Here is a 15,259-nt window from a genome sequence, read left to right as displayed (position 1 = left end):
GTGGGGGCAGTCCATATACGACTCTAGGAGCCTTGCCCCGGGGCCGCAAGGGGCGGCGGGCCGTCAGCCGACGGGGTGGCCCCCCACCCGGTACCACTGGCCCGGTTGCAGGCCGTCCAGGGTCCAGGAGCCCACGCGGTAGCGGATGAGGCGCAGGGTGGGATGCCCCACGGCGGCGGTCATGCGCCGCACCTGGCGGTTGCGTCCTTCCGCCAGGGTGAGCTCCAGCCAGGTGGTGGGGATGTGGCGGCGCTGCCGGATGGGGGGATCCCGGGGCCAGAGGGCGGCCGGCGGGTCCATGGGGCGGGCCCCGGCGGGGCGCGTGGGGCCGTCCTTGAGGACCACCCCGTGGCGCAGGGCCTCCAGGGCGGCCGCGTCGGGGATGCCCTCCACCTGGGCCCAGTAGGTCTTGCTCATGGCGTGGGCCGGGTCGGTGATGCGGGCCTGCAGGCGGCCGTCGTCGGTGAGCACCACCAGGCCCTCGCTGTCCCGGTCCAGGCGCCCGGCGGGGTAGACCCCCGGCACGGGGATGAAGTCCGCCAGGGTGCGCCGCCCGGCGGCGTCGGTGAACTGGGTGAGGAAGTCGTAGGGCTTGTTGAACAGCAGGATGCGGGGCGGTCCCGCCGGTATGGCCTTCCGCTCCCTGGCGCGCCGGGGGCGCTGTTTGCCTCCCCGATGCCCCTTAGAGGCCATGGCGCAGGGGCACGGGCAGGTCCAGGTGTTCGGCCAGGGCGGCCAGCTGGGCCGCATCCGCGGGGCGGCGCTCCAGGCTCAGCCCCGGGGGCAGGTCGGCCTCGCAGTGGATGCCGGTGAGCTGCCGGGCCAGGCGCACGGTGTCCTGGTGGGTCTCCACCAGGGTCATGAGGCGCCGTGCCCCGCGCAGGGGCATGCGGCCGATGGCGGGGATGTCCTCCAGCAGGGCCGGCAGGCTGCCGGCGCGGCGCAGCAGGCGCGCGGCCGTGGCCATGCCCACCCCGGGGATGCCCGGGATGTTGTCCACCTTGTCCCCGGCCAGGGCCAGCTGGTCGGCCACCTGTTCCGGGCGCACCCCCAGGCGCTTCTCGACGCCCGCCGGGTCCAGCCGCCGGGGATGGCGCGGGTCCCACCAGTGATCCCCCGCGGTGATCAGCTGGGTCAGGTCCTTGTCGCCGGTGACCACGGTCACGCTGCGGCCGCGTTCCCGTTCCCGGTCCGCCAGGGTGCCGATGAGGTCGTCCGCCTCGAAGCGGGGGCTGGAGAGGGTGGTCAATCCCAGGGCCTCCACCAGGGCCCGGCACCAGGGGAACTGGCGCTTGAGGTCCTCCGGGGCCGGCGGGCGGTTGGCCTTGTAATCGGGGAATAGGGTGTGGCGGTGGGAGCCCTTCTGGCCCTCGTCGAAGGCGAAGGCGATGCGTTGCGGGCGTTCCGCCTGCAGCAGTCCGTGGACAAAACGCGCAAAGCCGTGGGCCGCGTTGGCGGGATGGCCGTCGCGGCTGGTGATGTCCCCGGGCAGGGCGAACCAGGCCCGGAAGATGAAGATGCTGGCGTCGACGAGATAGGTGGGTGCGGTCACGGGGGCAGTCTAACAGATGGGATCCGGCTGCGGCCGCTGCGCATCTTCGCGGCATTTGATACGGTGGGCCCTGGATCGAATGCATCGGGCCCCTTGGGGCCGGGAGGCGAGATGAAGTTCAACGTGGAGGTGGAAGCCACGCCCCAGGAGATGCGGGCCTTCCTGGGCCTGCCGGACGTGGCGCCGCTGCAGCAGGAGATGCTGGACGAACTGGCCCGGCGCATGCGCGAGGGGCAGCAGGGCTACGATGCCCTGACCCTGATGCAGCCCATGCTGCAAAGCGGCGCCGCCGGCATGGACGCCTTCCAGAAGCTGTTCTGGCAGGCCTTCAACCCACAGGGGGAACGGCCCTCCGGCAGGGACAAGGAGGGTTGATTCCGCGGGTAACCGCCGCTTCCGGCCGGACCTGAGGGCGGCCCCGCTCTGGTAGAATCGGCCCCGGGCCCGCCGGGCCACGGGGCGGAGGGTTCCGCCGCGTCGATCCATCCCTGAACGATCATCCGGAGGTAGCTTCATGAACAATCCCATGCGCGTCGCCGTGACCGGCGCGGCTGGCCAGATCGCCTACAGCCTGTTGTTCCGCATCGCCGCCGGCGACATGCTGGGCAAGGATCAGCCCGTCATCCTGCAGTTGCTGGAAATCCCCCCGGCCATGGACGCGCTGCGCGGTGTGGTCATGGAGCTGGAGGATTGTGCCTTCCCGCTGCTGGCGGGGATCACCACCTCCGACCGTGCCGAGGAGGCCTTCGAGGGGGCCGACGTGGCCCTGCTGGTGGGGGCGCGTCCCCGGGGCCCCGGCATGGAGCGCAAGGACCTGCTGGAGGCCAATGCCGCCATCTTCTCCGAGCAGGGCCGGGCCCTGAACGCCGCCGCCAGCCGCGAGGTGAAGGTCCTGGTGGTGGGCAATCCCGCCAACACCAACGCCCTCATCGCCCAGCGCAACGCCCCGGATCTGGACGCCCGCAACTTCACCGCCATGACCCGTCTGGACCACAACCGCGCCATGGCCCAGTTGTCGGAAAAGACCGGGGCGGACACCACCCAGATCCGGCGCATGATCGTCTGGGGCAACCACTCCGCCACCCAGTATCCGGACATCAGTCAGGCCACGGTGCGCGGCGAGGCCGCCGCGGACCTGGTGCCCCGGGACTGGTACGAGTCCACCTTCATCCCCACGGTGCAGCAGCGGGGCGCGGCCATCATCAAGGCCCGGGGGGCCTCCAGCGCCGCCTCCGCCGCCAGTTCCGCCGTGGATCACGTGCGCGACTGGGTGCTGGGCACGCCGGAGGGGGACTGGACCAGCATGGCCATCCCCTCCGATGGCAGCTACGGCATCGAAAAGGGCCTGATCTACTCCTTCCCCGTCACCTGCAGTGGCGGCGATTACCGGATCGTGCAGGGGCTGGAGATCGACGACTTCAGCCGCGGGCGCATGCAGGCCACGGAACAGGAGTTGCGTGAGGAGCGGGACGGGGTGGCCCACCTGCTGCCCTGATGGCCGCGGCCCGTGCCCCGGCGGCACGGGCGCTGGGCGCGGGGCATCGCTGCGATGCCCCGCGTACCGGGGTCAGTCCCCGGCGTCCTCCAGGATTTCCAGGTCGGCGGGATGGTGGATGCGCATCCTGGGCTGGCCGCGATGGGTGTAGACAGACCCCCGCCCCTGCACCCGCTTCCCTTCCAGGCTCTCCGGGTCGAGCCCCGGAAAATATCCCATATCGGCCTTGTCGATGCGCAGGGCGACGGCGCCCTCGTCCAGATTGATCCAGTGGGCGCGGCGGCTCTCCCCGATGCGGGTGACCTTCCCTTCCACCCGGCGGAATCCCGTGGCGTCCCGGGGGAGTTCCTCCGCCTGGAACACCTGGTGGCGGGGCAGGGACCAGAGCCCTTCCCGGGCGGCCCGGGCCCGGGCCTCGGCCGTGCGGTAGCACTCCAGGTGGCGATCGTTGGGGGGGATGGTGAGGGCGGTGGCCAGGCCGCGGTCCAGGAGAAGGGCGGCGATGGGGTGGCCGTCGGGGGTGAACAGGTGGGCCAGGGTGCGGCCGTGGGGGTCCCGGGCCTCGGTATCCGGCTGCAGAATCACCCGGTCATCGTGGGTGTCCAGGATCTCCTCCAGGGCGCGCCGCGCCTCCCGGGCATAGGGTTCGGCCTCGTCCCGCCCCCAGTGGATCTCCGGGGTGTCCAGGCCGATGAGGCGTACCCGGGTGCCGTCCTCCAGACGCACGGTGTCCCCGTCATTGACATGATCCACCACCCCCGTGCGGGTGAGGCCCCCGGGGGCGTTGCACCCGGGGGGCAGATCCCGCCCCTGGGCCGCCGGGGCGAGGAGGACGCAAAGACAAAGGGCGCTGCTCAGCAGCGCCCTTTGCATGGAACCACGATGGACCGCCATGGATCCGGTCGGGATCACATCCCGTAGCGGCGGCGGAACTTGTCCACCTGGCCGGCGGTGTCGACGATCTTCTGCTTCCCGGTATAGAAGGGATGGCAGGCGGAACAGACTTCCACGTGCAGTTCGGACCCCTTGTGGGTCGAGCGGGTCTGGATCGTGTTTCCGCAACTGCAGGTCACGGTCACTTCGTGGTAATCGGGATGGATCTCCGGCTTCATGCAAGCACCCTCGAAAGCCTGTAGCGCTGGAAAAGGGAGAGAAATATACTGGAAACCCGCTGTGCTGGCAAGCGCGGTTCCCGGTGAGGACGCCACTTGCGCGGGGGAATCCACGCACCGGTTGAGATTCCGCTGGCAACCTCCTTCGCCCCAAGGGCTTTTTCCCCTTTTCCACAAAACCTGTGGATAACTTTGTGGATGAAGTGGGGGATTTCCTCTCCGGGCCGCATGAATGCGGGCCGGGAGACAGATCGGTCATTTTTTGTTCACCCTTCCAAGTGATTGTTTCTAATGCATAAAAAAGATGATTACGCAAGTGGCACCAGGCCCTTGACAGCCCCCATCGCCTGTTTTCCGGGCTGCCGCGGATCTGTGCATAAGAAGCGGCCCGCGGGGCCGGGTGGTGCACGGTGAGCACCGCCATGACGCCGCCCCGGGTGGGGTTCGTGAGCCTGGGTTGCCCCAAGGCCCTGTCGGATTCGGAACGCATCCTCACCCGCCTGCGGGCCGAGGGCTATGCCGTGTCCTCCACCTACGGGGACGCGGATCTGGTGGTGGTGAACACCTGCGGTTTCATCGATGCGGCGGTGGAGGAGTCCCTGGAGGCCATCGGCGAGGCCCTGGCCGAGAACGGGCGGGTGATCGTCACCGGTTGCCTGGGGGCGGAGGCCGAACGGGTGCGCCGGGTCCATCCCGGGGTCCTGGCGGTGACCGGCCCCCATGCCCTGGAGGCGGTGATGACGGCGGTGCACCGGTATCTGCCGGCGCCCCATCTCCCCTTCGAGCGCCTGGTGCCGCCCCAGGGGGTGCGCCTGACGCCGGACCACTACGCCTATCTGAAGATCTCCGAGGGCTGCAATCACCAGTGCAGCTTCTGTGTCATCCCCCGTTTCCGCGGCCGCCTGGTGAGCCGGCCCATCGGCGAGGTGATGGACGAGGCCCAGCGGCTGGTGGAGGCCGGTGTCCGGGAGCTTTTGGTGATCGCCCAGGATTCCGGGGCCTATGGCCTGGACGTGAAGCATCGCACGGGGTTCTGGGGCGGTCGTCCCCTGCGTACCGATCTCCATACCCTGGCCTCGGCCCTGGGGGAGCTGGGGGTGTGGGTGCGGCTGCACTATGTCTATCCCTATCCCCATGTGGATGCCCTGCTGCCGCTCATGGCCGAGGGGCGGATCCTGCCCTACCTGGATATCCCCCTGCAGCATGGCAGTGGCCCCATCCTCAAGGCCATGCGCCGGCCCGCCGCGGCGGAGCGGGTGCTGGAGCGCATCCAGCGGTGGCGGGCCCTGTGTCCGGACCTGACCCTGCGCAGCACCTTCATCGTGGGCTTCCCGGGGGAGACGGAGGCGGACTTCGAGACCCTGCTGGAGTTCCTGCGGGAGGCCCGCCTGGACCGGGTGGGGTGCTTTACCTATTCACCGGTGGAGGGGGCGCCGGCCAACGCGCTCCCCGGGGCGGTGCCCGGGCCCGTGAAAGAGGAGCGCATGGCCCGGTTCATGGAGGTGCAGGCCCAGATCAGCCGGGAGCGTCTGCAGGCCCGGGTGGGGCGCCGTCTCACCGTGCTGGTGGATGCCATCGATGAGGAGGGGACGGCCATCGCCCGCTCCAGCGCCGATGCCCCGGAGATCGATGGCCTGGTGTTCGTGGAAGGGGGGACCCGGCTGCAGCCGGGGGATTGGGCCGAGGTGGTGGTGGAGGACTGCTCCGACCACGACCTCTTCGCCCGTACCCTGTAGTCGGATTCAGGGGTCGGTGACGTGCAGGCCGCCGGGGAGGTGACGGCCCAGGCCCAGGCGGTTGAGCAGGCACACCATGCGCCGCCCGGCCCGTTCCCCCAGCACGGCGTGGATGTGGCTCTCCCAGTCCGGCTCGGCGGTGTCCAGGAGGTTTTTCAGGTACAGGCCCGCCTCGGTCTCCCCCTCCAGGTCCAGGCGCCGGCTGAAGAAGAGGGTGTCCGGGTCCTCGGAGCGGGTGGCCAGGCGCCAGAAGTCCTCCAGGCGGCCGCGGATGCGCACGTCCCAGTCGTCGGTGCCGCGGGCCCGCCAGGGGGTGATGCCCTGGTCGCGCACGAGGAAGCACACCCCGCCGCGATGGTCGGTGACCGACAGGCAGATGCGCTTGCCCTCCAGGGGGCCCAGCTCCTCGGCGGCGGGCTGGCCCCGCAGCAGGTGGTTCACCAGGGCGGTGAAGACGCGGGTGTGCACCGCATCGGGCAGCAGGCGCAGGGCGACACCCAGGGGCAGCAGGACGGGGGGCTTGGGAAGCGGCATGGCATGCACCTGTGATCTATGGGGTGGTATGGGTCGGGTGATCCCAAAGCGATGGGAAAATTCTATCCGTTCTGAGTCCGTGCCCCAAGGCGGTGGCCCGGCTGTGGGGGCTACCCGCTTGCGAGGGGGCCCGGGTCGTGGCTCAGTCGCCGTTCCAGGGCGGTCAGACGTTCCACCGTGCCCACGTCCATCCAGGTGCCCCGGTAATGGCTGCCGCCGATCCGCCCCCGGGCCATGGCCGCGCGCAGCAGCGGTGCCAGGGGGAAGGCCCCCGGCGGCGTGTCCGCCAGCAGGGCCGGGCGGTACCAGCCGATGCCGGCGAAGGTGAGGCGGGGGCCATCCGCCCCCTCTTCATGGACACGGTCCCCGCACAGGATGAAGTCCCCCCCGGGATGGTGCGGCGGGTTGTCCACCAGCACCAGGTGGGCCAGGTCCCCCGCGGCCAGGGTGGGGGCGGTCAGGGGATGATCGCTCCAGACATCGCCGTTGATCACCAGAAACGGGTCGCTGTGCAGCAGGGGCAGGGCATTGCGGATGCCGCCCCCGGTCTCCAGACCCCGGGCTTCGGGGGAATAGCGGATGCGCAGGCCCCAGGGGCTGCCATCCCCCAGGTGGTCCCGGATCTGGGCTCCCCGGTAGGCCAGGTTGATGACCACGTCCCGGTAGCCGGCCCCGGCCAGGCGTTCCAGGTGGTGCACGATGAGGGGGCGTCCGCCGGCGGACAGCAGGGGTTTGGGGGTGTGGTCCGTCAGGGGGCGCATGCGCTCGCCCCGGCCGGCGGCCAGGATCATGGCGTGCACGGATCTTCTCCCGTGGGGGGCGTGGAGAGGGCCGGCACCCCGGCCCCATACGCCAGTTGCGGCGTTTCCTCGGCGTCGGCCCCCATCCCCGCCTTGAGGGCCAGGCGGCGGCCGGGGGGCAGGTGGGCGTCGAACCAGGTGCGCACCGGTGCCAGGGCGGGGTGGGCCAGTTCCTGTTCCAGCAGACGCCACAGACGGGGCAGGTGGCGCAGGTAGCCGGGCTTGTCGTCCCGCCGCCACAGGCGGGTGAAGATGCCGATGATCTTGGTGGTGCGCTGCGCCCCCAGGAGCCAGAAGCTGTCGTCCAGCAGGCGGGCGTCCAGGCCCGGGAAGGCATCCCGGTAGCGGGCCGTCATGGCCTCGGCGACGCCGGGGTCCACGTCCCGGCGGGCGTCCCGCAGCAGGGAGACCAGATCGTAGGCGGGCGGCCCCACAAGCGCATCCTGGAAGTCCAAAAGGCCGCAGGCGTTCACTCCTTGACGGCCCGCCAGGACCATGAGGTTGTCCACGTGGTAATCCCGCAGCACCAGGGTGGGGGGTAGCATGAGGGCGGGTTCCAGGGCCGTCTCCCAGGCCGCCAGGAACTCCGAACGCAGAGGGTCGGGGCAGGGGGCGCCGAAGGCCTCGGGCCAGTACCAGTCCAGGAACAGGGCCGCCTCGGCCAGCAGGGTGGTGGCGTCGTAGGGGGGGATGTCCGCGGCATGATGGCGCGACCAGCGCCGGTGCAGGGCGATGAGGGTATCCGTGGCCAGGCGGTAGAGCCCGAATTCGTCCCCCCCCTCCCCCAGGGCGCGGCTGAAAGTGTGATCCCCCAGATCCTCCAGCAGCAGGAAGCCCTGTGCACGCTCGAAGGCATGGATGCGGGGGGCGCTCAGTCCCAGCTCCTGCAGCAGCTGGCCGATGCGCACGAAGTCCTGGGCCGACTCATGGCTGGGGGGGGCATCCATGATCACCCGGCAGGTGTTGTGATCCCGCAGGCGGAAATAGCGCCGGAAGCTGGCATCGGCGGAGAGCAGGGTCGGTTTCGGGATATGCTCCCCCAATACGCCGTGCAGCCAGCGCTGCATGGCCTCTTCACGTTGCCGGGGATCAAGTGTGGGGGTTGTCATGGGGATGCCTGGTCTCCCGGCCCCGCATGGGGCGTATGTTGCACTGCAAGAGCGGCATGCCCCCGGGCATTGACCGCAGGGGGGGCACCCGGGTGATGATACATGCTCCTCGCGGACACGGCCCATAGCCCCCGGGCCCTCCCGTTGGTGTCCCCGTATGCGTAGATGCGCCAAGGGCGCGGAAGGAAGTGTGCATGACCCATCCCAACTGGGCGGTCTGGCCCGGCAGTCCCTATCCCCTGGGTGCCACCTGGGACGGGGAGGGGGTGAATTTCGCCCTGTTTTCCGAACACGCAGAGAAGGTGGAGTTGTGCATCTTCAGCGCCACCGGGCGGCGGGAACTGGAGCGCATCGGGATGCGCTGGCAGACGGATCAGGTGTTCCACTGCTACCTGCCGGAGGCCCGGCCCGGGCTGCTCTACGGGTACCGGGTCCATGGCCCCTACGATCCCGCCGCCGGACACCGCTTCAATCCCCACAAGCTGCTGCTGGACCCCTATGCCAAGGCCTTCCATGGCCAGGTGAAGTGGAGCGACGCCCTGTTCGGCTACCCCATCGGCGCCGAGCAGGAGGATCTGGAGCCCGACGGGCGGGATTCGGCCCCCGGGATGCCCAAGAGCCAGGTGATCGACACCGCCTTCACCTGGGGCAATGACGCCCCGCCGCGCACCCCCTGGCATGAGACCGTCATCTACGAACTGCACGTGAAGGGCTTCACCGCCCGCCATCCCCAGGTCCATCCCGCCCTGCGGGGCACCTATGCCGGGCTGGCCACCGCCCCGGTCATCGCCTACCTGCAGCGCCTTGGGGTGACGGCGGTGGAGTTGATGCCCGTGCACGCCTTTCTGGATGACCGCCATCTGGTGGAGAAGGGGCTGCGCAACTACTGGGGCTACAACTCCATGGGCTTTTTCGCCCCGGACATGCGCTACTGCGCCTCGGGCCATGTGAATGAGTTCAAGACCATGGTCAAGACCCTACACTCGGCGGGCATCGAGGTGATCCTGGACGTGGTCTACAACCACACCGCCGAGGGCAATCACCTGGGGCCCACCCTCTCCTTCCGGGGCATCGATAACAACGCCTACTATCGCCTGGTGCACGACGACCGGCGCTATTACATGGACTACACCGGTTGCGGCAATACCCTGAACATGCAGCATCCCCGGGTGCTGCAGCTGATCATGGAGTCCCTGCGCTACTGGGTGCAGGAGATGCACGTGGACGGCTTCCGCTTCGATCTGGCCTCGGCCCTGGCACGGGAGCTGCATGAGGTGGACCGCCTGGGGGCGTTTTTCGACATCATCCACCAGGATCCGGTGCTCTCCCAGGTGAAGCTCATCGCCGAGCCCTGGGACCTGGGGGAGGGGGGCTATCAGGTGGGCAACTTCCCCGTGGGCTGGACGGAATGGAACGGCCGCTACCGGGACACGGTGCGGGCCTACTGGAAGGGGGAGCCCGGTCTGGTGGGGGACATGGCCTATCGCCTCACCGGCTCATCGGACCTGTACGAGTCCAGCGGCCGGCGCCCCTATGCCAGCATCAATTTCGTCACCTGTCACGACGGCTTCACCCTGGAGGACCTGGTCAGCTACAACGAAAAGCACAACGAGGCCAACGGCGAGGACAACCGCGACGGGGAGAGCCACAACCTGTCCTGGAACTGTGGCGAGGAGGGGCCCACCCGCAGCAAGCACATCATGGATCTGCGGGCCCGCCAGAAACGCAACCTTCTGGCCACCCTGTTTCTTTCCCAGGGGATCCCCATGCTGCTGGCAGGGGATGAGCGCGGCCGCACCCAGCAGGGCAACAACAACGCCTACTGCCAGGACAACGAGCTCTCCTGGCTGGACTGGGACCTGGATGCCTACGGCCGGGACCTGCTGCCCTTCACCCAGTATCTCATCGGTCTGCGCCGCCAGCATGCGGCCCTGCGGCGGCGGCATTTCTTCCAGGGGCGCCCCATCATGGGGGCCGGGGTGAAGGATCTGGCCTGGCTGCGGCCCGACGGCGAGGAGATGGCCGAGGAGGACTGGGGCCAGGGGTTTGCCCGCAGCCTGGGGATGTTCATCGCCGGGGACCTGTTCGAGGAATACGACGAGCGCGGCCGCCGGGTGCGGGATACGGACATGATCCTGCTTTTGAATGCGGATCACGACCCCATCTCCTTCCGCCTGCCGGCGAAGCCGGAGCGCACCCGCTGGGAGGTGCTGGTGGATACGGTCTATCCCCGCGGGCCGCGGCCGGACCAGCGCAAATTCCACAGCCACGAACTCTACCCCCTGCAGGGGCGCTCTATGGTGCTGCTGGTGAATGCCAGCCGCCCCGCGCCGCCAACCGGCAACGGCATCGACTGAGGGCCTTCAGGAGGCCTGGCGCCGCAGACCGGCCTGCTGGGGCAGGTATTCCACCCGGGTCTGGATGCGGCCGTCGCCATGGAGTTCCAGATGGCGGTAGCCCGGGGGCAGGTCATCCACCCGGGGTTCGGGGGTGTGGGGGGCGAACTGCACGCCGGTGGACGGGGCCCCCAGGAGGCGCACCCCGTGGCGCATCTCGTCCACCTCCCGGTGGGCGTGGCCGAAGAGGATCCCGCGCACCTTGGGGTGGGCATCGATCACCTGGAAGAGGTCCTGGGCATTGGCCAGGCCGATGCGGTCCATCCAGGCGCTGCCCAGGGGGATCACCGGATGGTGCAGGCAGATGAGGGCGTTGCGTGCCGGGTGACGGGAGAGGGTCTCCTCCAGCAGGGCCAGTTCGTGATCGTCCAGGCGGCCGGCGGATTCCCCGGGCACGACGCTGTCCAGCAGGAGGATGAGCCAGTCCCCGCGGATGAGCACCTTGCGGCAGTCGATGTTGTCCCCGGCCAGGGTGTCCTCCATGAGGTCCGGGTCGTCGTGATTGCCCGGCAGGCAGTGCACGGGCCAGGGCAGGCGGTTGAAGGTGCGCCGCAGGCGCCGGTAGGCGCCGGCCTCCGGGGTATGGGCCAGGTCGCCGCTGACCATCATCAGGTCCAGTGGGTGTTCCCGCTGCTGCACCCGGTCCAGGACCTGCGCCAGGCTGTCGTCGGTGTCGACCCCGGAGCCCATGACGTCTCCGGGGTCGGGACAGAGGTGCAGGTCGCTGATCTGGAGCACGCGCAGGGGGCGCGCCGTAAGTCCCGTCAGGCTCATGATTCGTCGACCCTCCTTGAGCGATGGGGATGTGCACCGGTTGGCATGCCCTGGGGCACACGCCGACGTCCCGGTGCTATTGTGGCAGTATAGCGGGGCCGATTGACAGTGCCTTGACAGGATGCGCATTGTCGCACCCGCATGGAGAAATGCATGCCCGATACCAAGACCCCCCTGGAGCCCCGCCTGCGGGCCTATCTGCAGTCGGTTTCCGTGCGCGAGCCGCCCCTCTACCGTCGTCTGCGCGAGGAGACCTCCCACCTGCCGGAGCACCAGATGCAACTGGCCCCGGAGCAGGGGCAGTTCCTGGCCCTGCTGGTGGAACTCCTGGGGGCGCGGCGCATCCTGGAGATCGGTACCTTCACCGGCTACAGCGCCCTGTGGATGGCCGGTGCCCTGCCGGAGGACGGCCGTCTCGTCTGCTGCGATATCAGCCGCGAGTGGACGGACATCGCCGCCCGTTACTGGAACGAGGCCGGCCTGAGCGACCGCATCGAATTGCGCCTGGCCCCCGCCCTGGACACCCTGGACACCCTGCTCTCGGAGGGCGGGGCCGGCGGTTTCGACCTGGCCTTCATCGATGCCGACAAGGGCAACTACGTGAACTACTACCGCCGCTGCCTGCGCCTGGTGCGCCGTGGCGGCGTGGTCTGCCTGGACAACACCCTCTGGGGCGGCCGCGTGGCGGATCCCGACAATCACGCGTCGGACACTGAGGCCCTGCGCGCCTTCAACGCCCTGGCCCACGAGGACCCCGCGGTGAGCCTGAGCCTGTTGCCCCTGGGGGACGGGCTCACCCTGGCGCGGCGGCGCTGAGCCCCGCTGTCGTGGCTCAGGGCCGCGGCGGCGGGGCGTCGCGGCCGGGTTTCCCGCGGGGGTCGAGGCGCTTGATGAAGATCTTGGAGTTGCGCTGGAAGTTGTACATGCGGCGGCGCTCGATGGGCAGGGCGTCCATGTCCCCCGGCTCGTAGCCCCGCTCCCGGAACCAGTGGGCGGTACGGGTGGTGAGCACGAAGACCCGTCCGATGCCCAGGCGGGCCGCCTGCTGTTCCTGGTGGGCCACCAGGGTCTCCGCCCGTCCGGCACCCCGGTAGTCCGGGTGCACCGCCACGCAGGCCAGTTCCGCCAGCCCCTCCTCGGGGAAGGGATAGAGGGCGGCGCAGGCCAGGATCATCCCGTCCCGCTCGATCACCGAGAAGCGCCCGATCTCCAGCTCCAGTTGTTCCCGGGAGCGGCGCACCAGGATCCCCTCCGCCTCCAGGGGCTGGATCAGTTCCAGCAATCCCCCCACGTCTTCGATGTGGGCCTGGCGCAGGCGCTCGTAACGCTCGCCGGTGACCAGGGTGCCCGCGCCCTCGCGGGTGTAGAGCTCCATGAGCAGGGCCCCGTCCCGGTCTCGGTCCACCAGGTGGATGCGGGGCACCCCGGCGCGGGAGGCGCGGGTGGCGCAGAGCAGCTGGGCGGCCAGGTCCTCCGGCAGGGGGCGTTGGCCCTGCAGCAGGTCCCCGGCCTGATCGGCGGTGAGCTGCATCAGGGGGCGTCGGTGGCCGTCCCGCAGGGCGTCGGTGTGGCTGAAGAAGACCAGCTTGTCCGCCTGCAGGGCGATGGCCACCTCCGTGGCCACCTCCTCGGCGCTCAGGTTGAAGATCTCGCCGGTGGGGGAGTACCCCAGGGGCGGCAGCAGCACCAGGTTCCCCGCCTGCAGGGGTCGCCGCAGGCCGTCGGTGTCCACGCGCCGCACCTCCCCCGTGTGCTGGTAGTCCACGCCGTCGCGCACCCCCAGGGGCCGCGCCGTCACGTAGTTGCCCGAGGAGACCCGCAGACGCACCCCCGACATGGGGGTATTGGGCAGACCCATGGACAGCAGGGCCTCGATCTCGGCGCGCAGGGCCCCCGCCGCCTCCTTCACCGCCTGCAGGGCCACCGCGTCCGTCAGGCGCAGGCCGTGGACGTACTGCATGTCCGCCCCCCGCTCCCGCAGACGCTGCTCGATCTGCGGCCGGGCGCCGTGCACCAGCACCAGACGCACCCCCAGGGTCTGCAGGATGGCGATGTCGTGCAGCAGAGCGGCAAAACCCTCCTGCAGGGCCATCTCGCCGCCGATGCAGACGACGAAGGTGCGTTCCCGGTGGGCATTGATGTACGGGGCCGCCTCCCGGAACCAGGCGACGTGGGGGGAGATGGGGCGTTTCTTTGAATTCATGGGCTGGACGCAAGAACGGGCGGCGGAGGCAAGCGTGGAAGTCCCTGCGGGGACGCTCTGAACGCAGGCCAGGATGGTACTCAACTCCGGGTTGTCGGGGCCACTGCTTCCCGGACACAGGTTCAATCTCCGGCGCTCTCCTCCGTCAGGCAGAAGCGCCGGATCAGACCCCGCAGGATCTCCAGGGTCGGCGGGATGCGGTCCAGGGCCAGGAATTCATCGGGCTGGTGGGCCTGGGCGATATCGCCGGGCCCCAGGATCAACACATCCATGCCCAGTCGCTGCAGGAAAGGGGCCTCGGTACCGAAGGCCACGGCCCCGGCCGGGACTCCGGTGAGGGCCTCGGCCGCCCGCACCACGGGGGCATCCGCCGGGGTCTCCAGGGGCGGCACCCCGGGGATCAGCCGAAAGACCCGGTACTCCAGGCCCGATGCGTCCAGGGCCGACGCCACCCGTGCCTCCAGCGCTGCCCGCAGCTGTGCCGGGTCCATGCCCGGCAGGGGCCGCAGATCCAGGTGCAGTTCGCATTCACCGCAGATGCGGTTGGGATTATCACCGCCGCGGATGGCCCCCAGGTTCAGGGTGGGGATGGGGATTTCGAAGGCCTCGTTGCGGTGCCTCGCCTGCAGTGCCTCGCGCCAGTCCAGGAGCGCCGCCATCACCCGGTGCATCCCCTCCAGGGCGCTATTGCCCAGACGGGGATCGCTGGAATGACCGGCGCGGCCGGTGATGTGCACCCCCTCCATGAGCATCCCCTTGTGCATGCGTATCGGGCGCAGTCCGGTGGGCTCGCCGATGACGGCCTGCCGCCCCAGGGGCTGCCCCGCCTCCGCCAGGGCCCGGGCGCCGTCCATGGAACTCTCCTCATCGGCGGTGGCCAGGATCACCAGGGGCTGGCGCAGCGTTTTGGGGTCCAGGTCGGCGGCGGCCTCCAGGGCCAGGGCAAGGAAGCTCTTCATGTCACAACTGCCCAGCCCGTAGAGGCGTCCGTCCCGGACCACGGCGCGGAAGGGGGCCTGGCTCCAGCGTTCGGCATCGCAGGGCACCGTGTCCGTGTGGCCCGCCAGCACCAATCCCCCGGGGCCGCTTCCCAGGGTGGCCACCAGGTTGGCCCGGGCGGGTTCCCCCGGCAAGGGCAGCACCTCCACCCGGAATCCGGCATCGGCGCACCACTGGGCCATTTCGTCGATGAGACCGCGGTTGCCCATGTCCCATTGCGGCGAGACGCTGCTGACGGAGGGGAGGGCGATGAGCCGCTCCAGCATGTACTGCAGGGAAGGTCGGGGCATGTGCGCGGTTCCGTGGGCGGATTGAGGGGATTCCTGTGGCACCGGGGGGCGGCCCATGCGCCGTCCCAGGGTGCGCACCTTCAACATACGCCCCCTGGAGGCGGCGGGACAAACCGTCACGGTATGCGGAGTGTCGCAATGATGGGGGAGATGTATCACTGGTGTTACAGCCATGGGAAACGCCCGAAACCCAGTCCATCCGGGGGTCAGGGAGGATGCTTCGGGCCTTCGTGCCGCGGGGGTGTTGCTTCGGGGAAAC

15 protein-coding genes are annotated in these 15,259 nt (G+C 69.7%); 5 read left to right on the top strand and 10 right to left on the bottom strand.

The annotated features are described in order from the left end of the window. Positions 1 to 63: 63 nt before the first annotated feature. Together CKO33_RS06775 and CKO33_RS13930 are read right to left on the bottom strand one after the other, a co-directional pair. Complete coding sequence (locus CKO33_RS06775) at positions 64 to 693, bottom strand: pseudouridine synthase (protein WP_200180673.1); 630 nt, start codon at positions 691 to 693, stop codon at positions 64 to 66. Next, complete coding sequence (locus CKO33_RS13930) at positions 683 to 1,552, bottom strand: 5'-3' exonuclease H3TH domain-containing protein (protein ID WP_200180671.1); 870 nt, start codon at positions 1,550 to 1,552, stop codon at positions 683 to 685. The genes CKO33_RS06775 and CKO33_RS13930 overlap by 11 nt, the downstream gene beginning before the upstream one ends. A 111-nt stretch (positions 1,553 to 1,663) precedes the next feature. On the opposite strand from CKO33_RS13930, the gene CKO33_RS06765 reads away from it, so the two are divergent. Beyond that, on the top strand, positions 1,664 to 1,927 hold the full coding sequence (locus CKO33_RS06765) for a DUF6489 family protein (RefSeq protein WP_200180669.1): 264 nt from the start codon (positions 1,664 to 1,666) through the stop codon (positions 1,925 to 1,927). Between the two features lie 139 nt (positions 1,928 to 2,066). Further along, on the top strand, positions 2,067 to 3,047 hold the full coding sequence (locus CKO33_RS06760; protein WP_200180668.1) for a malate dehydrogenase: 981 nt from the start codon (positions 2,067 to 2,069) through the stop codon (positions 3,045 to 3,047). 72 nt (positions 3,048 to 3,119) lie between these two features. Here the strand turns inward: CKO33_RS06760 and CKO33_RS06755 are convergent, their stop codons facing one another. Further along, positions 3,120 to 3,920: a thermonuclease family protein gene (locus tag CKO33_RS06755; protein ID WP_200180666.1), complete on the bottom strand. Its 801-nt coding sequence runs from the start codon at positions 3,918 to 3,920 to the stop codon at positions 3,120 to 3,122. Positions 3,921 to 3,955: 35 nt separating this feature from the next. Then, positions 3,956 to 4,159 carry a 50S ribosomal protein L31 gene (rpmE, locus tag CKO33_RS06750; RefSeq protein WP_090486372.1) on the bottom strand — a complete coding sequence of 68 codons (204 nt, stop codon included), beginning with the start codon at positions 4,157 to 4,159 and terminating at the stop codon, positions 3,956 to 3,958. 422 nt (positions 4,160 to 4,581) lie between these two features. On the opposite strand from rpmE, the gene rimO reads away from it, so the two are divergent. Then, positions 4,582 to 5,895, top strand: coding sequence for a 30S ribosomal protein S12 methylthiotransferase RimO (gene rimO / locus CKO33_RS06745; RefSeq protein WP_200180731.1), 1,314 nt, complete (start codon positions 4,582 to 4,584; stop codon positions 5,893 to 5,895). Positions 5,896 to 5,901: 6 nt separating this feature from the next. Here rimO and ubiT read toward each other — a convergent pair whose 3' ends face one another. The 3 genes from ubiT to CKO33_RS06730 form a co-directional block, all read right to left on the bottom strand. Further along, complete coding sequence (ubiT, locus tag CKO33_RS06740) at positions 5,902 to 6,429, bottom strand: ubiquinone anaerobic biosynthesis accessory factor UbiT (RefSeq protein ID WP_200180658.1); 528 nt, start codon at positions 6,427 to 6,429, stop codon at positions 5,902 to 5,904. 110 nt (positions 6,430 to 6,539) lie between these two features. Then, a complete protein-coding gene (gene murU / locus CKO33_RS06735) occupies positions 6,540 to 7,229 on the bottom strand; it encodes an N-acetylmuramate alpha-1-phosphate uridylyltransferase MurU (protein ID WP_200180652.1) in 690 nt (229 codons plus the stop codon). Beyond that, the gene (locus tag CKO33_RS06730; protein WP_200180650.1) at positions 7,217 to 8,338 is read right to left on the bottom strand and encodes an aminoglycoside phosphotransferase family protein; all 1,122 of its coding nucleotides are present in this window, start codon (positions 8,336 to 8,338) and stop codon (positions 7,217 to 7,219) included. The genes murU and CKO33_RS06730 overlap by 13 nt, the downstream gene beginning before the upstream one ends. Before the next feature lie 194 nt (positions 8,339 to 8,532). On the opposite strand from CKO33_RS06730, the gene glgX reads away from it, so the two are divergent. Beyond that, a complete protein-coding gene (gene glgX / locus CKO33_RS06725; protein WP_200180641.1) occupies positions 8,533 to 10,695 on the top strand; it encodes a glycogen debranching protein GlgX in 2,163 nt (720 codons plus the stop codon). Positions 10,696 to 10,701: 6 nt separating this feature from the next. On the opposite strand, the gene cpdA is transcribed toward glgX, so the two are convergent. Beyond that, positions 10,702 to 11,508: a 3',5'-cyclic-AMP phosphodiesterase gene (gene cpdA / locus CKO33_RS06720; RefSeq protein WP_200180639.1), complete on the bottom strand. Its 807-nt coding sequence runs from the start codon at positions 11,506 to 11,508 to the stop codon at positions 10,702 to 10,704. A gap of 153 nt (positions 11,509 to 11,661) precedes the next feature. Here cpdA and CKO33_RS06715 point away from each other — a divergent pair, with 153 nt between their 5' ends. Continuing rightward, positions 11,662 to 12,324, top strand: coding sequence for a class I SAM-dependent methyltransferase (locus CKO33_RS06715; RefSeq protein ID WP_200180637.1), 663 nt, complete (start codon positions 11,662 to 11,664; stop codon positions 12,322 to 12,324). A 16-nt stretch (positions 12,325 to 12,340) separates the two neighbouring features. Here the strand turns inward: CKO33_RS06715 and argA are convergent, their stop codons facing one another. Together argA and argE are read right to left on the bottom strand one after the other, a co-directional pair. After that, complete coding sequence (argA, locus tag CKO33_RS06710) at positions 12,341 to 13,711, bottom strand: amino-acid N-acetyltransferase (RefSeq protein ID WP_200180635.1); 1,371 nt, start codon at positions 13,709 to 13,711, stop codon at positions 12,341 to 12,343. A gap of 122 nt (positions 13,712 to 13,833) precedes the next feature. Then, positions 13,834 to 15,000, bottom strand: a complete 1,167-nt coding sequence (gene argE / locus CKO33_RS06705; RefSeq protein WP_200180628.1) for an acetylornithine deacetylase — start codon at positions 14,998 to 15,000, stop codon at positions 13,834 to 13,836. Between the last annotated feature and the right edge of the window lie 259 nt (positions 15,001 to 15,259).

It is taken from the genome of Ectothiorhodospira mobilis, from assembly GCF_016584115.1.
GTDB classification, from domain to species: Bacteria; Pseudomonadota; Gammaproteobacteria; order Ectothiorhodospirales; family Ectothiorhodospiraceae; genus Ectothiorhodospira; species Ectothiorhodospira mobilis.
Note: the sequence above shows the minus strand (reverse complement) of the source record. Positions and strands in the feature narration are given on the sequence as shown.